Source organism: Rhodopseudomonas telluris (genome assembly GCF_042432815.1).
GTDB classification, from domain to species: Bacteria; Pseudomonadota; Alphaproteobacteria; order Rhizobiales; family Xanthobacteraceae; genus Rhodopseudomonas; species Rhodopseudomonas telluris.
The window spans coordinates 91630-115322 of record NZ_JBHLWM010000008.1; the positions used below are offsets into that span (position 1 = coordinate 91630).

Consider the following 23693-nt stretch of genomic DNA (forward strand, 5'->3'; position numbering starts at 1 on the left):
GTACGAACCCGCGGGGGCGTGTCGTGCGCAATTGTCGCATCATCGGATATGCCCATGCCCCTTGCCGCCGAACCGGCTGTTACCCCACCATCGTCCGCTCCAACCGACAACGCCGGCAGGCTGGTTCCCACCTCGCTATTGTTGTCGCGTGGTGTCGACCGCCTCGAGGTGATGCTCAAGCTCACCACCGCGATCCTCGCGCTGGGCGCCGGCGTCTATACCTATCTGGGCGTGCGCGAACTGCTTAACGGCAGTCCCACCACGGTGTTCTTCGCGGCGCTGATCTACTCCGTCGCCGTCTCGGTCGGCATTTACGCATTCTGGGTCTTCCTGATGCAGTTCATGCCGCACGTCGTGGACCGCACCGGACGGGCGCTGATGTTCGGCTGCATGATCTTCGGCTCACTGATGATCGTGGCGATGTCGTCCTGGCTCAACGCGTCGGCTCTGGCTGGGGCCGCTGCCATCCGGCAGCACCTCTCCATCACGGTGCAGGACTACACACGCGATCTCGATGCGGCGAACAGCAACGCGATCGCTGCGCAGGGCCTGCTGCCGGATATTCAGATCGCCGCATCACGTTTCGCCAAGCTGGCTGATGCCGAGCGCGCCGGCTCGCTGACCGGCACCTCGGGCTCCGGCACGGTGGTGCAACTGCTCACCCAGATGTCGGCTCAGCTCGACAGTCTCGGCAAGGAAGTCGAAGCCTCCGGCAAGCGCGTCGCTGCGCTGTTCGAGGAGGGCGGCAAGCACCTCGCCAAGATGCGCGAACTGGTGTCGGACCGTGGCCCGATCAGCGAGCGCAGCGATGGGTTCGCCACCGAGTCGCTGGCGCTGATGGGCGTGATCGCCAATCTGCAGCAGACATCGGTCGCGCCAGCGGTGAAGCGCGCCGCGACGTCGTTGTCGTCGACCTTCATCGCGCCGTCTGCCGGCGGCCGTAGCGTCGATGTCGCAGAGCGGCAGACTGCGGTGGTCGGCAAGGTTGAGAGTGCGATCGCCGCGCAGGCGGCGTCGCTCGCTGGGGCTGCCGACAAGATCCTCGACATGCCACGGATCGAGCCGGGCCGTTTCCAGGCCATGTCGCCTGCCGAAGCCGTGCTGCGTTACGCCGGCGATTTCATTCCGAGTTGGGCGGGCGCGATCTCGATCGATCTGATGCCCGCAGTGCTGGTGCTGATCCTGTGTGTCGTGCACGCCGCCATCCGGCGCGAGGGGCTTCCCGTGGCAAGCGCCTCGGCGATGACCGCAGCCGAGATGATGGCGGCGTTGAAGATGGCGCGCGAGGTCGAACAGGCGAGCCGGGCCGTGCAGACGCCCGTTGAGCCCGACAGGCGCGTGCCCGCCGACTCGCCCGCAGAGCCTGCGGTCGCTGCCGCCGACGAGAACGTGACCGCGCTGTCCTCCGCACGTCACGGCAAGTAAGCGTCGGCGGCTCGATGACCGGCCTGACGCAGCGTTTTCATCAGTGGATGTCCGGAAACCCGGATGACACCGTGCTACGCTTGGTGTTTCGCGGTCTCGTGGCGGCGTCCGTCGGTGCGCTCGGCTTTGATCTCGCCACTGCCAATGGCTGGATCGCGCCAGGGGAGAACGACGCTGCGCCGGCAGTCCAGCGCGAGGCTCCGGGGGGCTTGCCATCGTTGCCGGCGATCCTGTCGCCGTGGCTGCCCGGACGGGATCGTCTGTCGCCGCTGCCGCAGCCTGACGGTGCGCTGGGCAAGCCGATGACGTTCGATCTGGTGGGCGGCAACAGGCTGGTCGCGTCCGGCACGATCACCCCGGGCACGGCCGGGGCCTTCGCCGCAGCGATCGAGCGGCATGGCGAGTACATCAAGACGGTCGTGCTGAACTCGCCCGGCGGTTCGGTTAGCGACGCATTGGTGATGGGCCGGCTCATTCGCGAGCGCAAACTCGCGACCGTGGTCGATGCGGGGAAATATTGCGCGTCCTCCTGTCCGCTGGTGTTCTTCGGAGGGGTGGAGCGCCGCGCCGGCGAAAAAGCGGCGATCGGGGTCCATCAGGTGTTCGCCGCAAAGTCCGCCGAGACTGCGCCGGCGCCGCTCGACGGGATGAGTGACGCGCAGCGGATCTCGGCGAAGTGCCAGCGTTATCTCGGTGAGATGGGGATCGATCTGCAGGTCTGGATCCACGCGATGGAAACCCCGAAGGATCGGTTGTTCGTCTTCAAGCCCGACGAGCTGGCCAAGTTCAACATCGTCCCCGCGCAACCCTCGGTCGTCTCGAAGCCCTGACCTCGGGCAACCCCGAGGTCTGATCCCCGCATTCGGCCCTGATCGGGCGTCGCCGTACACTTCGGGCAGTGTTTTCGCGCCTTGATTGTCCGGTTCCAGAAACCTTTCAAATTATGGGCGGTTATGGAGCAACGGTAATCTTGCGAACGGAGACGATATGAAGAAGACAGCTTTGGTTCTAGGTGCCGCAGCTTCCCTTGCGGTGGTGACGGCCTCCGCGCCGGCGCACGCCCAGCGTGGCTGGGGGCCCGCGGCATTTGTCGGCGGTATCGCGGCTGGCGCATTGATCGCGGGCGCGGCATCCGGCGGCTACGGATATGGCTGGGGCCCGGGTTACGGCTATTACGGCGGCGGTCCGTACTACGGTTATGGTCCGAGCTATGCCGGTTATTACGGCGGTCCCGGTTATTACGGTGGCTGGGGCTACGCTGGCCCGCGTTATTACGCCCGTCCGCGGGCCGTGTATTACGGCGGCTATCGCCCCTATGGCGGCTATCGGTCGTCCTACGGCTACTATCGTGGGCCGGTGATCCGGGCCGGATATGGCGGCCCGCGGTTCGGCTATGGCCATTACCATCGCCACTGGTAAGCAGAACTAGGCCGTTTTGGCCAGAGTTGGAGGCGGTGACGCTCGGCGTCGCCGCCTTTCTCTTTACTCCGCGGCGGTCGGCCTGCCGGTTTGCAGCGCGTGAACCAGCGCCTTGCGCAACGTGTCGAGCGTGTACGGTTTCTGAAGCAGCGGAAAGCCTTCGGCGAGCGCCGAGGCGCTACGATCGCTATAGCCGGAGGCGAGCACGACAGGTGTTTCCGGATGATGGTCCCGGATGAGACGGGCGAGTTCCAATCCGCTCATGCCCGGCATCACGATGTCGCTGAACACCAAAGCGATATCACGCCGCCTGTTCAGCAGATCGAGCGCCTCCTCGGCAGATGCCGCTCTGACGACCGAAAAGCCGCATTGCTCTGCGTAGTCGGTGGCGACCGCTGCGACGTCGGGGTGGTCCTCGACCAGTAACAGAGTTGCGTTTCTGTCAGCCTGTGCCGGCACCATGTCGGCATCCGCTGCTTCGTCGGCTGGCATCTCTGTGAAGCGCGGCAGGAACAAGTCGAAGCGGGTGCCGCGGCCGATTTCGCTTTCGACCGTGATAGCGCCGTTGGATTGCTGCACGAAGCCGTAGATTTGACTGAGCCCCAGACCGGTGCCGCGGTCGACCGGCTTGGTGGTGAAGAACGGCTCGAAGATTCGTTCGCGAATTTCTTCGGGAATGCCGACGCCAGTGTCGGCGAAGCCGAGGATGGCGTAGTCACCGGTGAGCTTGCGCGGTCCGAAATTCTTCAGCGTCTCGGTCCGGATCGAGACCGTGATGCGGCCGCCGTCCGGCATCGCGTCGCGTGCGTTCAAGGCCAGATTGAGAAGCGCAATCTCGAACTCATTGGGGTCGATCTGAACGACGATCCGCTCTGTCGGGGGCTCGATGTCGATCGTAATGTCGCTGCGTACCGACTGGCGCAGCACGTCGGCGAATTTTTCCACGCCATCGCCGAGGTCGACAAGCTTGGCCGCGACGTTGTGACGCCGCGAGAACGACAGCAATTGTCGCGTCAGGCCGGCGCCTTTTGCGACTGCGGAATCGATCATGTCCAGCGTGCGGCGATCCTGCAGGTCGGTGTGGCGCCGCCGCAATTTCTGCACCGAGCCGCCCACGACCATCAGCAGGTTGTTGAAGTCGTGTGCGACCCCTCCGGTCAGTCGGCCGAGCGATTCCAGCCGCTGCGACTGCTTGAGCGCATTCTCGGCGATCGCGCGGCGGCCCGCCTCTTCGTATAGTCGCCGAGTTCGAGCAAGCGCCAGCAGGACGATCGCGATCAGCGCTGCGGTTGCGGGCAGGCCGACCAGCAGGTAAGCGCCGAGTTGCGATAGCCACATGCTGCGGATCGCTCTCGTCTCCAGGCCGGCATAGACGTAGATCGGAAGCTTCGGCAGTTTGCGGTAGGCGACACGGCGTTCGATCCCGTCGAGCGAGGACACCTGAGTGATCGTGCCTTCCGTGCTGCCGGCGATCATCGCGCGCCCGATCAGACCGTCGGTCTTCACCGAGGCGTCGCTGGTCTCGATCTCGGGATAGCGTGCCAGGATGGCCCCGTCTTCTCGCACCAGCGCCGCATAGCTGCCGCTGTCGCGGCCGAGCTTGGCGTAGAAGCCCTCGAAATAATCCGGAAGAACCGACGATTCGATCACGCCGGCGAAACTGCCATCGCGGGCATTGCGGCGAACACTGACGCTGAAGAACGGAGCGCCCCCAAACGGGGGGCGGGGCTGCAGCGTGCGGCCGACGAACAGTGCGATATCCCGCCCCACGTGGGCCTGGAAGTAATCGCGATCCGAGAAGTCGCCGGGCGGCGAGGGGTACAACATGCTGTTGGCCAGCGTCTGCCCGTTTTTGTCGAAGATCCACATCGACTTGATCTGTTCGGAGTCTTCGGACAGTCGCTTCAACCTGTCGTGAAGAACAGCCTCATTCGCGCGGATCTGATCGTCCGACATGTCCCGAATGATCTCGGAGGTTTCGGCGATCGAGCGCTCGACCGATTCGAAGATCTTCAGTGCGTGTTCGGTGACGATGTCGCGCGTCTTGTCGATCTGCCGCTCAGCGCTGTCTTCGTTCGAGCGGTAGGCGAGCCAGCCTGCGTAGCTGAACAGCGCGGCCGGCAGGATGATCGACGCGACCAGGATCGCCCGCAGCAGCTGGAGCGAATCGCGTTGGGCGCTCAGCATTTGAGAGAATGGTTGGAGGTCGCCGCCATCGAGTTGCAATTAAGCATTTTTTCTTCGCGCGGGAAACAATTTGCGAGTGGTTGGCGGGAGCGCGGTATTTCCGGACAAGGGTCTAACTATCGATCATGGAACCGGTACAGTAAACAAATCTGGTTCACCGCTTTGCGGCACGAGCCACGGATCGACAAGCGGTACAAGAGGATGGAAATGCGCTCATTCTTTTTAAGTCTGACGCTTCTCGCCGGCGCTCACTGCGCTTCGTTTGCTGCGGACGCGGTCAACGGCGAGACATTGGCGAAGCGCTGGTGCGCGGGCTGTCACCTGGTGTCCGAAGATCAGCGGAAGGGAACCGACTTGGTGCCGTCATTCGCATCGATCGCGGCGCGCCCCGATTTCGACGAGGACCGGCTGGCCGTATTTCTGCTCGAGCCGCATCCCAAGATGGAGAGCATGGCCCTCAGCCGGATCGAGACGCGGAATATCGCGGCCTATATCGCCGAGCTCAAGCGCCGCTGACCGGCCCCCTGCGCGCGGTCAGCGCCTCGACGCAAGTGAGATTGGCGCTTTCCCGGCATCCTCGCCCTACGCGAGCTGCCGGGTGCCACCTTGACCGACTCCCTGTTTTACACTGCCGATCATGTTGCCTTTCGCGACGTCGTGCGTCGCTTCGTCCAGAGGGAAATCGAACCGTTCGCGACAGAATGGGATGAGGCGGGCGGCTTTCCCCGCGAGCTGTATGAAAAGGCCGCGGCAATCGGATTGCTGGGGCTCGGCTTCCCGGAGGAATATGGCGGCACGCCGACCGACCAGTTCATGTGGATCGTCGCGACCCAGGAACTGGCGCGGGCCGGGGCGGGAGGCGTCAGCGCCAGCCTCAACAGCCATTCGATCGGCGCGCCGCCGATCGCGCGCGCCGGCTCGCCAGAACTGAAGGCGCGGGTGCTGCCGGAGATATTGTCCGGCAAGAAGATCTCGGCGCTCGCGATCACCGAGCCCTCCGGCGGGTCGGACGTTGCCAATCTGCGCACCACCGCCAAGAGGGATGGCGACTTCTACGTGGTGAACGGCGAAAAGACCTTCATCACCTCCGGCATGCGTGCGGATTACATCACCACGGCAGTTCGCACCGGTGGTGAAGGTCCCGGCGGCGTCAGCCTGCTGCTGATTCCCGGCGACACGCCGGGCCTGACCCGGACGCCGCTGAAGAAGATGGGATGGTGGGCATCCGACACCGCGACGCTGCATTTCGATAATTGCCGCGTGCCGGCAGCGAACCTGCTCGGGCAGGAAGGCGCCGGCTTCATGATCATCATGCTGAACTTCAACAGCGAGCGCCTGACCATGGCGGCGGGCTGTATCGCGGCGTCGCGGGTCTGCCTCGAGGAGGCGACTGCCTATGCCAAGGAGCGCGTCACCTTCGGCAAGCCGCTGTCGAAGCACCAGGTGATCCGCCACAAGCTGGTCGACATGGCGCAGCGCATCACCGCATCGCAGGCGATGCTGGAACTGCTGGCGTGGCGGGTGCAGCAGGGCGAGAGTCCGGTCGCCGAGATCTGCATGCTGAAGAACCAGGCGACGCAGACCATGGCGTTCTGCGCGTCGGAAGCGGTGCAGATCTTCGGGGGCGCTGGCTTCATGCGCGGCGTCAAAGTCGAGCGCATATATCGTGAGGTCAAGGTCAACGCGATCGGCGGCGGCACCGAAGAAATCATGAAGGACCTCGCCAGCCGGCAAATGGGATTGTAGTGATACACACTGTCATTCCGGGGCGCGTGCAGCACGAGCCCGGAATCCCGAGGTGATAAGACAAGAACAACAATAAGGGAGATTCCGGGTTCGCCCGCCTTCGCGTGTGCCCCGGAATGACGAGGGAAGAGACCAATGCTATTCAGCCAAGAACACGACGAACCGCGCCGCGTCCTGCAGAAGTTCATCGCCAGCGATATCAATCCCCACGTCGAGGAATGGGAGAAGGATGGCATCTTCCCGGCGCACGAGCTGTTCAAGAAGCTCGGCGATCTCGGTTTTCTCGGTCTCAACAAGCCAGTCGAGTACGGCGGGCAGGGCCTCGATTACTCCTACGCGTTGATGATGGCGGAGGAGCTCGGCGCAATCAATTGCGGCGGCGTGCCAATGGCAATTGGCGTCCAGACCGACATGGCGACGCCGGCGCTGGCGAAGTTCGGCTCGGACGAGTTGCGCAGGGAATTCCTCGCTCCGTCGATCGCCGGTGACTACGTCGCCTGCATCGGCGTCTCCGAGCCGAGCGCCGGTTCCGACGTGGCGTCGATCAAGACTTCAGCTCGCTCCGATGGCGACGACTATGTCATTTCCGGCGGCAAGATGTGGATCACGAACGGCACCCAGGCCGACTGGATCTGCCTGCTGTGCAACACCGGTGACGGACCGATCCACCGCAACAAGTCGCTGATCTGCGTGCCGATGAAGACCAAGGGCGTCAGCATCGCCCGCAAGCTAGACAAGATGGGCATGCGCTCGTCCGACACGGCACAGATCCATTTCGACGAGGTGCGGGTGCCGAAGCGCAACCGCATCGGCGAGGAGGGCAAGGGCTTCGTCTATCAGATGGTTCAGTTCCAGGAGGAACGCCTGTGGGGCGCAGCCGCCTGTCTCAAATCGCACGAGAAAACGATCCAGGACACGATCGACTACACCCGCAGCCGCAAGGCGTTCGGCAAGCCGCTGCTCGACAATCAGGTGATCCACTTCCGTCTCGCCGAACTGCAGACCGAAGTCGAGCTGCTGCGCTCGCTGATCTATCGCGCTGCCGAACAGCTCGTCGCCGGCGAGGACGTCACCCAGCTCGCCACGATGGCGAAGCTGAAGGCCGGCCGCCTCGGGCGCGAGCTGCCTGATGCCTGCCTGCAATATTGGGGTGGCATGGGCTTCATGAACGAGACGCTGGTGACGCGCTCCTATCGCGACAGCCGCCTGACCTCGATCGGCGGCGGCGCCGACGAGGTGATGCTCGGCATCCTCTGCAAGGCGATGGGCACGCTGCCGGGGAAGGCGTAACTTCGAACACATAGGCGTTCGTCATTGCGAGCGAAGCGAACCAATCCAGAGACGCAGTGCACTGATCCGGATTGCTTCGTCGCTTCGCTCCTCGCAATGATGCCAAGAGGGAGCGACATCGATGATCACGTTGTATCACTGCCATGGAGCGCGGTCGTTTCGGCCGTTGTGGATGCTCGAGGAAATGGGGCTCGACTACGAGCTGAAGATGCTGCCGTTTCCGCCGCGGGTGTTCGCCAAGGAGTATCTGGCGATCAATCCGCTCGGGACTATTCCGTTCATGGTCGAGGGCGACACCAAGATGACCGAGTCCTCCGGCATCTGCCATTATCTCGGCACCAAGCATGGCCCGACTCCGCTGGTGGTCGATGTCGACGAGACGGACTACGGGACGTATCTGAACTGGATGTTCTTCAGCGACGCGACGCTGACGTTCCCGCAAACCCTCGTGCTGCGCTACGGCACGCTGGAGCCGAACGAGCGGCGTCAGCCGCAGGTCGTCGAGGATTACGCCAAGTGGTTCCTGGGCCGGCTGCGGGCGGTCGAGGCGGCAACGGGCGAAACCGAATGGTTGTGCCAGGGCCGGTTCACCGCAGCCGACGTGGTGATCGGCTATGCGCTACGGCTCGCCGACAATCTCGGGCTTTCCAAGCAATTCGGTCCCAATGTGGCGGCGTATTGGCAGCGTGTGCAGCAACGCGAAGGCTACCGGCGGGCCGTGGAGGCGGAAACGCGGGCAGGGGACGAGCAAAAGGTGGCTCGGCGGGCCTGAGGGGCCCCGGCAGCGGCAATCCGCCGTCGGGAGCCGGCATTTCCGCGGCATCGCGCCCGGTGACAACGCCTTTCGATGCTGTATTCTGCGCCCGCTCCGTAAGAGGGCGCCGCATCTCGGTGCGGGAACGGGTGCAGATCCCGGGAGGACCCATGAGTGACGAGGCATGTCCGACGGCCGGACATTTGATGCTGATCAGCCCTGAACGGGTGTTCTATGCCGGTCTGCTCGGCCGGCCCCGCCGCCGGACCAGCGGCGCCTATTCGATCTACGTCTCCTTGCACGGCGAGTTGCGGGTGACGATCGAGGACGGGCAGGCGCAGGTCGGCGCCATGGCTTTCGTGCCTCCCTACGTCCCGCACAATGTCGAGTCCGACAGCCGCAACGTCATCTGTCTGGTGATTGAGCCGGAAACCGTGTTGCCGGCCCCGATGGCGGCGCTCGGCGCCCGGATCGCCGGTGCGGGCGACGCGGCGTTCGTCGACCGCGTTCGGCAGGCGTATCGGTCGCTGGTGGCGACCGGCCGTCGAGAGGGCTTCACCACCTCGGAATTCGACAATCTGTTCTTCGGCGAGCCGCTTTCGGCACGGCGGATCGATCGCCGCATTGCCGCAGCGATCTCGAAGCTCAACGACGTCTCCGGCGCGGCCGTGACGGCGGAAGATTGCGCCGTGGCGGCCAACCTGTCGCAGTCGCGCTTCTTGCATCTGTTCAAGGACGAGACCGGTGTCTCGTTCCGAGCGTTGCGTGCCTGGAAGCGGGCGCGGCATCTGCTGCACTTCGTCAATGCCGAGATCAACCTCGCGCATCTGGCGCAGGACATCGGCTATCCGGACTCGACTCACTTCAGCCACTCGATCCGACGCTTTTACGGATTGCAGCCGCGCGCGATCTTCTCAGGTTCGCGCGATCTGGCGATCTGGCGCAGCGATCCGCAAGCCGCCAGCGCCGCGGATTCTCGGCAGGGCCGCCCCTGAATCAAGCGTTCAGCGAGTAGCAGCGCGTGCACGCAAGAAGCGTATGCGCTGCTTCCGCATCATCCTGGTCGACTGGTTTGCGCCGCGGTTCGTTCGCGAGTGCAGCATCACCGAAAGGGTTGATGAGGAATGAGCGACAAGGCCGTAATCACCTGCTCGCTGAACGGCGTGCTGACCGACCCCAAGCAGCATCACGTTCCGGTGACGCCGGAAGAGATGGCACGCGAAGCCAAGGCCGCGTACGACGCGGGCGCTTCGATCATGCACATCCATCTGCGCGACCAGCGGCCCAACAAGGGGCATCTCCCGAGCTGGGATGTGGAGGTTTCGCGCGAGATTCAGCAGGCCATCCGCGAAGCGTGCCCCGGCGTCATCATCAATCACACCTCCGGCACCTCCGGCCCGCACTATGACGGACCGCTCGCATGCATCCGCGAGACCAAGCCGGAGATCGCGGCCTGCAATGCCGGTTCGCTGAACTATCTCAAGGTCAAGGCGGACAACAGCTGGGCCTGGCCGCCGATGATGTTCGACAACTCGGTCGAAAAGATTCAAGACTTCCTCGGCGCCATGAAGGACGCCGGCACGATCCCGGAATTCGAGTGCTTCGACGTCGGCATCGTGCGCTGCGTCGGCATGTACGTTCAGAACGGCATGTATTCCGGTCCGCTCGAATACAACTTCGTGATGGGCGTCGCCTCCGGCATGCCGGCCGATCCGGATCTGCTGCCGATCATCTTGAAGTTGAAGCGTCCCGAAGCGCATTGGCAGGTCACCGCGATCGGTCGCGCCGAGATCTGGCCGCTGCATCAGGCCTGCGCCGATCACGGCGGCCATCTGCGCACCGGACTCGAGGACACGTTCTACCTCGCCAATGGCGAGAAGGTGACGTCGAACGGCCAGCTGATCGAAGAGATCGCGGGCTGCGCCCGTCGCGCCGGCCGCGAGATCGCGAGCCCTGAAGAGGCGCGGAAGATCTACGGCCTCCTCAACTAGCGAGCCGCCATGGCGAGCGTAGCGAAGCAATCCAGAAAACCGCGGAGCGGGAATGGATTGCTTCGTCGCTGTGCTCCTTGCCATGACGGGTATCGTCAAGCTTTTGCATCAAGCAGCCGGAAGAGCTGCCTCACCTCCGAGGGAGTACCATGAGCAGTCTTGAGGCGACCGGCGGAGTGCCGGGACCGGGGCGGATCGGACGAGTCGCGATCGGTGATATCCTGCGCAAGTCGGCGATCCGCTTCGCCGACCGCATCGCACTGACGGACGGTGGCCGTCAGGTCAGCTACAAGGAGCTCGACCGCGACGCCAATCGCTTTGCCAATTCTCTGCTCGCCCGCGGCCTGAAGCCCGGCGACAAGATCTCGACCGTTTGCAACAACTCGGTCGATTTCGTCAAAGCGTTGTTCGGGATTCACCGGGCCGGCCTCGTCTGGGTGCCGATCAACACCATGCTCGGCCCGGGCGATATGGGCTACATCCTCGATCATGCCGAGGTGAAGTTCGCGCTGATCGACGACAATCTGCATGCCCAGCCGGAACGCCGCGCCGCGCTCGAACAGCGTGGCGTCTCCCTGGTCGCGGTGGATCTCACCGGCAAGGCGGCCGAGACGGGGCTGAAGAGCTTCGGTGAACTGATCGAAGGCCAGTCCGAGATCGAGCCGGACGTCGCGTTCGACGATCGCGATCTCGCGATGATCATCTACACTTCCGGCACCACGTCGCGGCCAAAGGGCGCGATGCACGGCCATTTGGCTGTCGTCATGGCGGCGATGAGCAACGCGATCGAGATGCAGCTCACGCGCACGGACGGCATCAGCGGACAGTTTCCGCTGTTCCACTGCGCGGCGCATGTGCTGCTGCTCAGTTATCTCACGGTCGGCGGTAAACTGGCGCTGATGCGCGGTTTCGATCCGGTCGCTTGTATGGAGGCGATCCAGCGCGACAAGCTGTCGGTCTTCATCGGCCTGCCGCTGATGTATCAGGCGGTGCTCGACCATCCGCGTCGCAAGGAGTTCGATCTATCGACCCTGCGCTGCTGCATCTACACCATGGCGCCGATGCCGCGCCCGTTGCTGGAACGTGCGATCGCCGAGCTGTGCCCGAACTTCGTTCAGCCGTCTGGCCAGACCGAGATGTATCCGGCGACCACGATGTCGCAGCCGGACCGCCAACTCGCCCGTTTTGGCAACTACTGGGGCGAGTCGACGATCGTGAACGAAACCGCGATCATGGACGACAACGGCAATCTTCTGCCGCGCGGGCAGGTCGGCGAGATCGTGCACCGTGGCCCGAACGTGATGCTGGGCTACTATAAGGATCCGGAGTCGACCGAGGCCGCCCGCAAGTTCGGCTGGCACCACACGGGTGACCTCGCATTGATCGACGAGCACGGCGAGCTGCTGTTCCTCGATCGCAAGAAGGACATGATCAAGTCCGGCGGCGAGAACGTCGCTTCGGTGAAAATCGAGGAGACGCTGCTGGCGCATCCGGCGGTGATGAACGCTGCGGTGGTCGGCCTGCCGCATCCGCAATGGGGCGAGGCGGTGTCCGGCTTCGTCAAGCTGAAGCCAGGTGCGTCGGCGACCGAAGCGGAGATCATCGAGCATTGCCGCAAGACGCTCGGCGGCTTCCAGGTGCCGAAGCTGATCCAGATCGTCGAGGAAATGCCGATGACCGCTACCGGCAAGCTGCGCAAGGTCGAGCTGCGCAACGCGCATGCTGATTACTTCACGTTGGGGCAAACGGGATAGGGCACGGTATTGGAGTTCGTCATTCCGGGATGCGCCGCGTGAGCGTCACAAGCCTCGAATCTATACTCCCGGCAGGGATTATGGATTCCGGGCTTGCGCTCCGCGCGCCCGGAAATGACGAACGAGAGGGCGGGATTTTAGGTTCGCGTCAACAGGCGCCCGGACTAACAAAGGACGAACAATGGCAGTGATCGAATCCACCGTCGCGCCCGGGAGCGAAGGCTTCAAGGCCAATCGCGACGGCATGCTGGCGCTGATCGAGCGAGTCCGGATGCTGGAGGCGCGGGCGCGCACTGCATCCGCGGCCTCCGCGGAGCGCTTCCACAAGCGGGGCCAGCTGCTGCCGCGCGAGCGCGTCGCGCTGGTGCTGGATCCGGGTGCACCGTTCCTCGAGCTGTCGACGCTCGCGGGCTACATGTTCGACACTTCGAACGCTGACAAGAGCGTTCCCGGTTGCGGTGTGATCGGGGGCATTGGCTACGTCGCTGGCATTCGCTGCGTGATCAGCGCCAACGATTCCGGCATCGACGCCGGCGCGTTGCAGCCCTATGGCCTCGACAAATCAATTCGCATTCAGGAACTGGCGCTGGAGAACAAGCTGCCGTTCGTTCAATTGGTCGAAAGCGCCGGCGCCAATCTGCTGCGTTATCGCGTCGAAGACTTCGTCCGCGGTGGCAACATTTTCCGCAATCTGGCGCGGCTGTCGGCAGCCGGGTTGCCGGTGGTGACGGTGACGCACGGCTCGTCGACGGCAGGCGGCGCGTATCAGACCGGTCTGTCAGACTACATCGTTATGGTGCGGGGGAGGACGCGGGCCTTTTTGGCCGGACCGCCGCTGCTCAAGGCCGCGACCGGCGAAATCGCGACCGAGGAAGAACTCGGCGGCGCCGAGATGCACACCTCGATCTCCGGCCTCGGCGATTATCTCGCCGAGGATGACCGCGACGCACTTCGGATCGCGCGCGACATCATGGCCGGCCTGCCGTGGGATCGCTCCGGACCCGGCCCGGACCCTGCGAACTATCATCCGCCGCTGTACGATGCAGAAGAGCTGCTCGGCATCATGCCGATGGACCACAAGCGGCCGGTCGACATGCGCCAGGTGATTGCGCGCATCGTCGACGATTCGGACTTCACCGAGATGTCGCCGAATTACGGGCCGGCTACGGTGGTCGGCCACGCCAAGATCGTCGGCCAGCCGATCGGCATCATCACCAACAACGGTCCGCTCGATCCTGCCGGCGCCAACAAGGCGACGCATTTCATCCAGGCGTGCTGCCAGTCGCGCACGCCGATCCTGTATCTCAACAACACCACCGGCTACATCGTCGGCCGCGCCTATGAAGAGGCCGGCATGATCAAGCACGGCTCGAAGATGATCCAGGCCGTGACTTCCGCTTCGGTGCCGCAGATCACGATCTATTGCGGCGCCTCATTTGGGGCCGGCAACTACGGCATGTGCGGTCGCGGCTTCCATCCGCGGTTCTGCTTCTCCTGGCCCAACGCCAAGACCGCGGTGATGGGCGGCGAGCAGGCCGCCGAGACGATGGCGATCGTTGCGGAGGCGGGCGCGGCGCGGAAGGGCGCTCCGGTCGATCGCGAGAAGCTCGATCAGATGAAGGCGGGTATCACTGCGGTGTTCAATGGCCAGATGGACGTGTTCGCGACGTCGGCGCGGATGCTCGACGACGGCGTGATCGATCCGCGCGACACCCGCGCGGTGCTCGCCGAAGTGTTGGCGATCTGCAGCGAGAGCGAGGCGCGCACGCCGCAACAGATGCAGTTCGCGGTGTCGCGGGCATGACGATGGCACAGATGCTGAAACCCACTCCCTTCACCAAAGTCCTGATCGCCAACCGCGGCGAGATCGCGCTACGCGTGATGCGCACCGCGCGCCGCATGGGCTACGGCGTCGTCGCGGTGTATTCGACCGCCGACGCCGACTCCGCGCATGTCCGCGAAGCGGACGAAGCCGTGGCGATCGGCGGCGCGCAGCCGTCCGAATCGTATCTCAACATCCCGGTGCTGATCGAAGCCGCGAAGATCGCTGGCGCTGACGCCGTGCATCCTGGCTACGGCTTCCTGGCCGAGAATGAGGATTTCGCCGCGGCGTGCCGCGATGCCGGGCTGGTGTTCATCGGTCCGTCCGCGGAGTCGATCGCCGCGATGGGCAACAAGGCGGGCGCCAAGGAGATCATGCTGAAGGCGGGCGTGCCTTGCGTGCCCGGTTATCAGGGCGCCGACCAGAGCGATGCCGCGATGATCGCGGAAGCCGGCAAGATCGGCTTCCCGGTGATGATCAAGGCCGTGGCGGGCGGCGGCGGCCGCGGCATGCGGCTCGTGACGGACGCCGCGGCGCTGCCCGACGCGCTTCGCAGCGCGCGCTCCGAGGCGCAGAGCGCGTTCGGCGATCCTACCGTGATCCTGGAGCGCGCGATCATGGAGCCGCGCCATATCGAGATCCAGGTGTTCGGCGATCGCTACGGTCACGCCATCCATCTCGGCGAGCGGGACTGCTCGGTGCAGCGCCGGCATCAAAAGGTGATCGAGGAGGCGCCGTCCCCGGCTGTCTCCGAGGCGCTGCGCGAACAGATGGGCGTGGTGGCAGTGAACGCCGTCAAGGCCATCGGCTACGAGGGCGCCGGCACGCTGGAGTTCCTGCTCGACGCGCAGGGCCAGTTCTACTTCATGGAAATGAATACCCGGCTGCAGGTCGAGCATCCGGTCACCGAAGCGATCACAGGGCTCGATTTGGTCGAGCTGCAGCTGCGCATTGCCGCTGGCGAGCCATTGCCGCTGCGGCAGGATGACGTGACGTTCGAGGGCCATGCCATCGAGGTGCGGCTGTGTTCGGAGGATGCCGACAAGGACTTCATGCCGCAATCAGGCACGATGTCCGTTTGGCGGATGCCCGGCGAGCTGCGCGTCGAGCATGCGCTGCAGTCCGGTTCGCAGATCTCCCCCTATTACGACTCGATGATCGCCAAGATCATCGCGGTCGGCGCCAGCCGGGAGGAGGCACGGCGCAAGTTGGTGCACGGACTGGATAAGACCGTTGCGTTCGGTGTCGCTACCAATCGCGGCTTCCTGGCGGCGTGTCTTCGTCACGACGTGTTCGCGCGAGGCGAAGCGACGACGGCGTTCATCGCGCAGAATCGTGACGCACTGACGCGCGCGTTGCCGGAGGACGCGGTGCCGGCTTGGGCAGTGGCGTCGCTGCTGCTCTATGTCACCGATCCGCACGCGCATCCGCATCGCGCCGGTCGCTCGCTGGCCGCTTCGTTCCCGACCTTGCTCCGGTTCGAGCTCGACGGCACGGAGCAGAGCTGCGAAGTATTGCGCGAGCGCGACGGCCGCTACGTGACGGTCCATGACGGCAGCCGCATCGGCTTCGCGATCGAGGCGCTGAGCGCCGACAGTATCCGCTTCCAGGCCGAGGACTTCAGCGAGTCGGCCGTCTATCACCGCGAGGGCGAGCGGCTGCTCGTGCAACGGCTCGGCGTGCAGAACAGTATTGTCGATCTGACCCGGGCGGCGCCGCAAAGCGCGGCACGCGGTGGTGGTGACGGCAAGCTGCGCGCGGCGCTGAATGGCCGCGTCGTCGCCGTGCTGGTGAAGCCCGGCGATCGGGTCGAGGCCGGCCAACCGGTGCTGACGCTCGAGGCGATGAAGATGGAGCACGTGCATCTGGCGCCGGTCTCGGGCATTGTGGCGATAGACGTGAGCGAAGGCGAGCAGGTGACCACCGGCCGCATCGTCGCGCAGATCGAAGTTGCGCAGCAGCAAGTATGAACAATTGACCCGTCATTGCGAGCGAAGCGAAGCAATCCAGCATCTACGTGAACTGAGCTGGATTGTTTCACCGTTTCGCTCCTCGCAACGACGAGACTTGAGGACAGGTCGACCATGAGCAATGAGACTGTGATCATCGAGAAGCGCGATCAGGCGCTGTGGATCACCATCAACCGCCCCGACAAGCGCAACGCCATCAACGCCGGCGTAGTCGAGGGTATCACTCGCGGTTGGAAGCAGGCACACGACGATCCGTCGGTGCGCGTGATCGTGCTCACTGGCGCTGGCGACAAGGCATTCTGCGCCGGAGCCGACCTGCAATCGACCGGGGCGGCGTTCTCGTTCGATTTCTCCAAGCCGAATGTCGACTATGCCGACCTGCTGCGGCTGGCGCAGAATTCAACCAAGCCGTCGATCGCCCGCGTCAACGGCACCTGCATGGCCGGCGGCATGGGCTTGTTGTGCATGACCGATATGGCGATTGCCGCCGACAATGTGCAGTTCGGTCTGCCGGAAGTGAAAGTGGGCGTGTTCCCCATGCAGGTGATGAGCCTGTTGCAAGACATCGCTCCACGCCGGCTGATCGCGGAGTGGTCGCTGACCGGCGAGCCGTTCGATGCGGCTGCTGCTCGTGATGCCGGCCTGCTCAACTACGTCGTGCCGGCGCCCGAGCTCGACGTCAAGGTCGAGTGGCTGGTGAAGCGGCTCACCGACAAATCGCCGACCGCAATTCGTCGCGGCAAGTACGCGATGCGGGCGATAGCTGCGATGTCGTTCGACGAAAGCATCGCCTACACCGAAAGCCAGATCGCGCTGCTGGCGATGACAGAGGATGCGAAGGAAGGGCTGAAGGCGTTCGCCGAGAAGCGCAAGCCGGTGTGGCCGGGGAGGTAGGGCGCCCGAAGTGGGATCTCCGGGGCGCGACCTGTCGGTCGTCGTTCCGTTTCGCCCCGTCGTGAGCGAACCCGAAATCCATAACCCCCTGTGATGCTTGTGGCGCGGGGCGGCGGACGCTTCGCGGTCGGACGAGAAGACAGGGATTATGGATTGCGGGTTCGCGTTGCGCGCGCCCCGGAATGACTCATTGAGAGTATGACGACCTAACAGCTACGCCGCAGACAAGCGGCGGGCGCGACGTGAGGGAAGTTTGCGATGTTGGCATCCGAGATGATCCGGCGCGGCGCGATCTATCACGGCCCGAAGACGGCGGTGATGTTCGGCGACCAGCGCATGACCTTTACTGAAGTCGACTTGCTGTCGAACCGCATCGCCAACGTCTTGGTTGAGACGCTGAAGCTCGATGTCGGCCGCCGCGTCGGGTTGTTGCTGAACAATTCGATTTACACGGTGCCGCTGGATTTCGGCTTCGTCAAATCGCGGCTGTCGCGCGTGCCGCTCAATTCGCGGCTGTCGTTGACCGAGCAGCAACAGATGCTCGAAGGCGCGGGTGTGGATACGCTGATCCACGGCACCGATCTGACGGACCGCGCCCGGGAAATCGCAAAGGCGATGCAGGGCCTGAAGCTGATCAGCATCGGCGACACGACCGATCCGAACGATCTCCTGCAGCTCGCTCAAGCGGGCTCGGATGCGCCGCCGTCGCGCCGGCCGGAGCCGGACGATGTCGTGATCACCATCTTCACCTCCGGCACCACCGGCAAGCTGAAGGCGGTCGAGCATACCCAGGCGAGCTGGGCCGCAATGGCCACCAATGTGCTGATCAATCTGGAGGTCGGTGAGGGCGACGTGATGCTGCACGCGGCCTCGATGATCCATGCGTCCGGATGCTTTATCGTGCCGTACTGGCTGCGCGGCGGCGTCGCAGCGGTGCTGCCGGGCTTCACGCCGGCGAGCTATCTCGACGCGGTGGAGCGCTGGAAGCCCACCGCACTGAATCTGGTGCCGACCATGATCGGCATGCTGCTCGATCATCCCGGTAACGAGCAGGCGGATTTCTCCTCGGTGAAAAGCATCATCTACGGCGCCTCGCCGATGCCGCGGCCGGTGATGCTGCGGGCTCTGAAGCTGTGGGGGCCGCGCTTCGCGCAATATTACGGCCAGTCGGAAGCGCCGATCTTCATCACAAACCTCACGCAGCAGGATCACGTCGGACCGAAGGCCGAACAGCGGCTGGCATCCTGCGGCCGGCCGTCGATCGATTGCGAGATCAAGCTCGTGAACGAAGAGGGCGACGAGGTCGCGCCGGGCGAAGCGGGAGAGATCGCGCTGCGTGCCCCGTTCGCGATGAAGGGATACTACAACGCGCCGGACCTGAATGCGCAGATGTTTCTGCCGGACGGCTGGCTCCGCACCCGCGACGTCGGCCGCTTCGACGCCGATGGCTATCTGTATCTCGTCGATCGGACCTCGGACATGATCGTCTCGGGCGGCTACAACGTCTATCCGCGCGAGGTCGAGGATGCATTGGCGGCGCATCCGGCGGTGCGCGAGGTCGTAGTGGTGGGGCTGCCGGACGACAAATGGGGCGAGAGCGTCGCGGCCTTCGTGGCGCTGCGCGCGGGCGCCAGCGCCGAGGAGGCCGAACTCATCGCCTTCGCCCGCGAGCGGGTGGCCACCTACAAGGTCCCCAAACAGGTGCGCTTCATTGATGAAGTGCCGAAAAGCCCGGTCGGCAAGCTGCTGCGCCGCGCGGTGCGCGATCCGTTCTGGCAGGGACGCGAGCGGAAGATTTGATCGCGGGCTTAGACTGCGCTGAGCCTCTTTTGTGTCATTCCGGGGCGCGCCTCTTGGCGCGAACCCGGAATCCATAATCCCTGCATTGGCAATGAGGCACTGCGTTCGCTGCGGCCGTGTTTCACACCAGCACAGGGAGTATGGATTCCGGGCTCGCTCGCTGCGCGAGCGCCCCGGAATGACGATGTCGAGGACTGAGCTGGCGGCTACACATTGCTCTCCGTCATCGCGCCATAGACCAGCGTGCGGAGTTCGCGGCGGATCGGGTAGGCGCTCGAGGGCAGCAGCTGGGTCATGAAGATGGTGATCAGTTCCTCGGCCGGGTCGATCCAGAACGCCGTCGACGCCGCGCCGCCCCAGTAATATTCGCCGACGCTGCCGGGCAGCAGTGTCTGGGCCGGGTTCATGTTCACCGCGAAGCCGAGGCCGAAACCGATGCCGGCATTGGTGGCTTCGCTGAACATCGAACGCGACATCTCGGTGAGGTCGCGGTTGCCGGGCAAATGATTGGTGGTCATCAGCTTCAGCGTCTTCGGGCCGAGCAGGCGGACGCCGTCCAGCTCGCCGCCGTTCAGCAGCGCGCAGCAGAAGGTCAGGTAGTCGTCGATGGTCGAGACCAGACCGCCGCCGCCGGAGATCAGATCGGGCGGAGCCAGGAAGCTGGACGTGGTGGGATCATCCGAGAGCTGCATGCCGCCTTTGCCGTCTGCGGAGTAGCAGGCAGCAAGGCGATGCGCCTTGGCCGTTGGAACATAAAAGTCGGTGTCGGCCATGCCGAGCGGGTCGAGGATGCGCTGCTTGACGAACTGCTCGAACGGCATGCCGCTGATCTTCTGGACGATATAGCCGACGACGTCGGTCGAGACCGAGTAATTCCAGGCCTCGCCGGGCGAGAACTCCAGCGGAATTCTGGCAAGATCCGCGATCCAGGAATCGAGCGTGCCGGCCTTTTCGAAGGCGCCGATGCCTTTTTCCCGATAGGCCGCGTCGACATTTGTGCGGCTCTGAAAGCCGTAGGTCAGACCGGATGTATGCCGCAGCAGGTCGACCACCTGCATCGGCCGCGCCGGCGGCTTGGTCAGGAACGCCGGCGCGACGCCAGCCTGAAATACGCCGAGATTGGCCCATTCGGGAATGTACTTCGCGACCGGATCGTCGAGCTGAACGCGGCCCTCCTCGAACAGCATCATCAGCGCTACCGATGTAATCGGCTTGGTCATCGAATAGATACGGAAGATCGTGTCGTCCTTGATCGGGACGTTGCGCTCGCGGTCGGCATGGCCGAGCGAGGAGCGATAGGCGATCTGGCCGCGGCGATAGACAAGCGTCTGGGTGCCGGCCAGCTTGCCCGGGCCGACATAGACCCGCTGCAAATGATCGTCGATCCGCCGAAGCGCCTTCTCGGAAAAGCCGGCGCTGGCGGCCGAACTGCTGGAGGCAGCGCGAGGGGACTGGGCGTGGACCGGCATGAGGCACTCCGTCTGGACAACAGCAAGGCCGGGTGAGCCAGCGGCGCAGTCGCCTTTCGCCCGGTTCCACAACTCTGGATAAAGGAAAAGTCGCCGCCGTTCTATCTTGGGGCGCTGGCTCCGTGGTGAATCTGTGCGATTTTGAGCATACGCGCTGGGCGGTCCGCAATGAATCTCCGCGCAGACCGGTCTGCAAGTCACGCGCTTATCACATTGGAACACTTGGTGTAGCGTCCCGCCGTTGCCAACCGGGAATGGAAGATGCCTCAATTCGACGAGACCGAGCTGACCGAAGCGGTCGTCGCAAGCTTCGACGAGACGCCTGATCCGCGGCTGAAGCACCTGATGCGCGAACTGGTCCGCTCGCTCCACGACTACGTTCGGCGGACGGGGCTAACCTTCGAGGAATGGCAGAAGGCGATCGATTTCCTCACCCGGACCGGCCAGAAGTGTACGCCGAGCCGGCAGGAGTTCATTCTGCTGTCCGACGTGCTCGGCGTCTCGATGCTGGTCGATGCCGTGAACCATCGTGAACGCGACGGCGCCACCCAGACCACCGTGCTCGGTCCGTTCTATGTCGGCGAACACAAGCCGATGCCGAACGGCGCGGACATTTCCGAAGGTGTCGAGGGTGAGCGGATGTACGTGCAGTGCCGCGTCGTCGACATCAGCGGCCAGCCGCTGGCCGGCGTTCCGGTCGACGTCTGGCATGCCGATGATGACGGCTTCTACGATTCGCAAAAGCCTTCTTACGCCGAAGCCGGCCCGTCGCTGCGCGCGAAGTTCGTCACGGACACCGAGGGCCAATTTGCATTCCGCACGATCCTGCCGTGCAGCTATCCGATCCCGATCGACGGACCGGTCGGTGAATTGATCCTTGCGGCGCAGCGTCATCCGATGCGGCCTGCGCATGTCCATTTCCTGGTGAATGCGCCGGGCTACGAGCCGCTGATCACCCACGTGTTCATCGAGGGCGACAAATATCTCGAGAGCGATGTGGTGTTTGGCGTCAAGGACGACTTGGTGTCCAGCATCGAACTGCGCAATGATGCGGTGATGCCCGATGGCCGCGAGGCCCCTGGTCCGTGGCACCTGATGACGTACGAATTCCGATTGAAGCCGGGCAGGGGTGCCGCACCGCGGCCGATGCTGGCGGTTGCGGCGGAATAACAGCGGAGATGGTCGTGAGCGGGGACACGCGCAGCTTCGGTCCGGCCGGGCCGAAGATCGCTCCGATCGGCCAGGGTACCTGGCACATCGATCGCGGGGACCGCGCGTCGGCGATCGCCGCGCTGCGCCGCGGGCTTGACCTCGGCATGACTCACATCGACACCGCCGAGATGTATGGCGACGCCGAGCCGCTGGTCGCGGAAGCGATCGCGGGCCGGCGCGACGAGGTGTTTCTCGTCTCCAAGGTGCTGCCGAGCAACGCCTCGCGCAGCGGCACGATCTCGGCCTGCGACCGCTCGCTGCAGCGGCTGAAGACCGACCGGCTGGATTGCTACCTGCTGCACTGGCGCGGGCAGTATCGGCTGGCCGACACCGTCGCGGCGTTCGAGAAACTGGTTGCGGCCGGCAAGATCCTATCTTGGGGCGTCAGCAATTTCGACGCCGGCGACCTGCAGGAACTGCTCAAGATTGCCGGCCCCGGCAAGATCGCCTGCAACCAGGTTCTTTATCATCTGCACGAGCGGGTGATCGAGCACGCGGTGATCCCATGGTGCGAAGCGCACGGCGTCGCGGTGACGGCCTACTCGCCATTCGGACACGATGAATTTCCCGCGCCGCAGAGCGTGGAGGGGCGGGTGCTCCAGAGCATCGCCGACCGCCACGGCGCGACGCCGCGCCAGGTGGCGCTGGCGTTTCTGATCCGCCGACCATCGGTTTTCGCGATCCCCAAGGCCGCCGATCCAGCCCATGCGGCGGACAACGCCGAGGCCGGGACGCTGCGTCTGTCCGACGATGATCTTGCGGCCATCGACGAGGCGTTTCCTCGTGGACCCGAGCCCGCCAGCCTGCCGATGCTGTGACCGGCCACCCTGGCGGCCCGATGCATAGCCGAGTCCTGAATTCCGGTGTTGCGCGGCCGCTGCGAACATCGTTTTGTCGGATTGTTAGTTGAAAGGCTCGGCCGCGCGCGGCCTCCCCCAACTCCTTTTCATTGCACTGCTGAACACGTGACCATCACCTCGCCATCCGTGACCGACGCCGGCCGCCGTCTCACCCAGCGCCACGCCGACCACCCGCTGCGCGGCATCGGGCTGATCATCGTGTCCACGGTGTTCCTCGCCTGTTCGGACACCATGGCGAAGTATCTCGGGCGCACCCTCCCGCCGATTGAAATCGGCTGGATCCGCTTCCTGGTGTTCGTGCTGATCATGGCGCCGGTGGTGCTGATGTCGTCCTCGGCGTCGCTGCTGCGTTCGGTGCGGCCGAAGCTGCAGGTGCTGCGCGCACTGGCGCTGGTCGCGTCTTCCGTCCTGTTCATCAGCGGCCTGCAGTTCCTGCCGATCGCCGAGGCTTCGGCGACCTCTTTTGTGGCCCCGCTGTTCGTCACCGCGCTGTCGATCATCGTGCTCGGCGAGACCATCGGTGTCCGCCGCTGGATCGCCGCGGTGGTCGGTCTGATCGGGGTGCTGATCGTGATCCGGCCGGGCTCGGCAGCGTTCGATCCGGCCGTGATCTTTCCGATCTTGTCGGCGTTGGCCTGGGCCGTGACGTTGACGCTGACGCGGATGATCAGCGGAGCCGATCGCGCCATCGTCACCATGACGTTCTCCGCGCTGGTCGGCTTCGTGGCGCTCAGTGCTCTTGTGCCGTTCGTCTGGGTGACGCCGAGCTGGCACGACATCATGATCGGCGTCCTGGTCGGGCTCGCCTCGACCATGGGGCAGTGGATCGTGGTGCTGGCCTATCGCTACGCCGACGCGTCCGTCCTGGCGCCGTTCACCTACAGCCAGCTCGTCTGGGTCACTTTCCTGGGCTACGGCCTGTTTGGCGAAATCCCGGACGTCTGGACCTTTGTTGGCGCCGCCGTGATCATTGCCAGCGGCATCTACATCGCCCACCGCGAACGCATCCGCCGCAAGCAGCCGCCGGTGCCGGCGGAGCCGTATCCGAGCCCTTGAGCCACGATCCCCGTCATTGCGAGGAGCGCGCGACGAAGCAATCC

At 64.4% G+C, this 23693-nt stretch carries 19 protein-coding genes; 17 read left to right on the top strand and 2 right to left on the bottom strand.

Going from position 1 to position 23693, the window contains the following annotated elements; translation table 11 throughout:
* The first annotated feature begins 54 nt into the window (after positions 1 to 54).
* The 3 genes from ACFFJ6_RS18120 (at position 55) to ACFFJ6_RS18130 (ending at position 2844) form a co-directional block, all read left to right on the top strand.
* Positions 55 to 1425: a hypothetical protein gene (locus ACFFJ6_RS18120; protein ID WP_378390365.1), complete on the top strand. Its 1371-nt coding sequence runs from the start codon at positions 55 to 57 to the stop codon at positions 1423 to 1425.
* Positions 1426 to 1439: 14 nt separating this feature from the next.
* Positions 1440 to 2255: a COG3904 family protein gene (locus ACFFJ6_RS18125; RefSeq protein ID WP_378390367.1), complete on the top strand. Its 816-nt coding sequence runs from the start codon at positions 1440 to 1442 to the stop codon at positions 2253 to 2255.
* A gap of 157 nt (positions 2256 to 2412) precedes the next feature.
* Positions 2413 to 2844, top strand: a complete 432-nt coding sequence (locus ACFFJ6_RS18130; protein WP_378390369.1) for a hypothetical protein — start codon at positions 2413 to 2415, stop codon at positions 2842 to 2844.
* A 63-nt stretch (positions 2845 to 2907) separates the two neighbouring features.
* Here ACFFJ6_RS18130 and ACFFJ6_RS18135 read toward each other — a convergent pair whose 3' ends face one another.
* Positions 2908 to 5031: an ATP-binding protein gene (locus ACFFJ6_RS18135; protein ID WP_512700693.1), complete on the bottom strand. Its 2124-nt coding sequence runs from the start codon at positions 5029 to 5031 to the stop codon at positions 2908 to 2910.
* Positions 5032 to 5043: 12 nt separating this feature from the next.
* On the opposite strand from ACFFJ6_RS18135, the gene ACFFJ6_RS25505 reads away from it, so the two are divergent.
* The 11 genes from ACFFJ6_RS25505 (at position 5044) to ACFFJ6_RS18190 (ending at position 19052) form a co-directional block, all read left to right on the top strand.
* The gene (locus ACFFJ6_RS25505; protein WP_512700694.1) at positions 5044 to 5547 is read left to right on the top strand and encodes a c-type cytochrome; all 504 of its coding nucleotides are present in this window, start codon (positions 5044 to 5046) and stop codon (positions 5545 to 5547) included.
* A 90-nt stretch (positions 5548 to 5637) separates the two neighbouring features.
* Positions 5638 to 6777: an acyl-CoA dehydrogenase family protein gene (locus tag ACFFJ6_RS18145; protein WP_378390375.1), complete on the top strand. Its 1140-nt coding sequence runs from the start codon at positions 5638 to 5640 to the stop codon at positions 6775 to 6777.
* Positions 6778 to 6912: 135 nt separating this feature from the next.
* A complete protein-coding gene (locus ACFFJ6_RS18150) occupies positions 6913 to 8067 on the top strand; it encodes an acyl-CoA dehydrogenase family protein (protein ID WP_378390377.1) in 1155 nt (384 codons plus the stop codon).
* 121 nt (positions 8068 to 8188) lie between these two features.
* Positions 8189 to 8839 carry a glutathione S-transferase family protein gene (locus ACFFJ6_RS18155; RefSeq protein WP_378390379.1) on the top strand — a complete coding sequence of 217 codons (651 nt, stop codon included), beginning with the start codon at positions 8189 to 8191 and terminating at the stop codon, positions 8837 to 8839.
* Positions 8840 to 8991: 152 nt separating this feature from the next.
* A complete protein-coding gene (locus ACFFJ6_RS18160) occupies positions 8992 to 9816 on the top strand; it encodes a helix-turn-helix domain-containing protein (protein ID WP_378390381.1) in 825 nt (274 codons plus the stop codon).
* Between the two features lie 129 nt (positions 9817 to 9945).
* A complete protein-coding gene (locus ACFFJ6_RS18165) occupies positions 9946 to 10812 on the top strand; it encodes a beta-keto acid cleavage family enzyme (protein ID WP_378390383.1) in 867 nt (288 codons plus the stop codon).
* A 149-nt stretch (positions 10813 to 10961) separates the two neighbouring features.
* Positions 10962 to 12566, top strand: a complete 1605-nt coding sequence (locus tag ACFFJ6_RS18170; RefSeq protein WP_378390385.1) for an AMP-binding protein — start codon at positions 10962 to 10964, stop codon at positions 12564 to 12566.
* A gap of 181 nt (positions 12567 to 12747) precedes the next feature.
* Positions 12748 to 14370: an acyl-CoA carboxylase subunit beta gene (locus tag ACFFJ6_RS18175; RefSeq protein ID WP_378390387.1), complete on the top strand. Its 1623-nt coding sequence runs from the start codon at positions 12748 to 12750 to the stop codon at positions 14368 to 14370.
* 11 nt (positions 14371 to 14381) lie between these two features.
* Positions 14382 to 16358 (top strand): acetyl/propionyl/methylcrotonyl-CoA carboxylase subunit alpha, encoded by a 1977-nt coding sequence (locus ACFFJ6_RS18180; protein ID WP_378390389.1) that lies wholly within the window; start codon positions 14382 to 14384, stop codon positions 16356 to 16358.
* A gap of 114 nt (positions 16359 to 16472) precedes the next feature.
* The gene (locus ACFFJ6_RS18185; RefSeq protein ID WP_378390391.1) at positions 16473 to 17252 is read left to right on the top strand and encodes an enoyl-CoA hydratase/isomerase family protein; all 780 of its coding nucleotides are present in this window, start codon (positions 16473 to 16475) and stop codon (positions 17250 to 17252) included.
* Between the two features lie 258 nt (positions 17253 to 17510).
* Positions 17511 to 19052 carry a class I adenylate-forming enzyme family protein gene (locus ACFFJ6_RS18190; protein WP_378390393.1) on the top strand — a complete coding sequence of 514 codons (1542 nt, stop codon included), beginning with the start codon at positions 17511 to 17513 and terminating at the stop codon, positions 19050 to 19052.
* A 206-nt stretch (positions 19053 to 19258) separates the two neighbouring features.
* Here the strand turns inward: ACFFJ6_RS18190 and ACFFJ6_RS18195 are convergent, their stop codons facing one another.
* Complete coding sequence (locus ACFFJ6_RS18195; RefSeq protein ID WP_378390395.1) at positions 19259 to 20521, bottom strand: serine hydrolase domain-containing protein; 1263 nt, start codon at positions 20519 to 20521, stop codon at positions 19259 to 19261.
* Positions 20522 to 20782: 261 nt separating this feature from the next.
* On the opposite strand from ACFFJ6_RS18195, the gene ACFFJ6_RS18200 reads away from it, so the two are divergent.
* The 3 genes from ACFFJ6_RS18200 (at position 20783) to ACFFJ6_RS18210 (ending at position 23649) form a co-directional block, all read left to right on the top strand.
* Entirely contained in the window at positions 20783 to 21691 is a 909-nt protein-coding gene (locus ACFFJ6_RS18200) for an intradiol ring-cleavage dioxygenase (protein ID WP_378390397.1), read from the top strand.
* An 8-nt stretch (positions 21692 to 21699) separates the two neighbouring features.
* Positions 21700 to 22551: an aldo/keto reductase gene (locus tag ACFFJ6_RS18205; protein ID WP_378390399.1), complete on the top strand. Its 852-nt coding sequence runs from the start codon at positions 21700 to 21702 to the stop codon at positions 22549 to 22551.
* A 147-nt stretch (positions 22552 to 22698) separates the two neighbouring features.
* Positions 22699 to 23649, top strand: a complete 951-nt coding sequence (locus tag ACFFJ6_RS18210; RefSeq protein WP_378390401.1) for a DMT family transporter — start codon at positions 22699 to 22701, stop codon at positions 23647 to 23649.
* Positions 23650 to 23693: the final 44 nt, after the last annotated feature.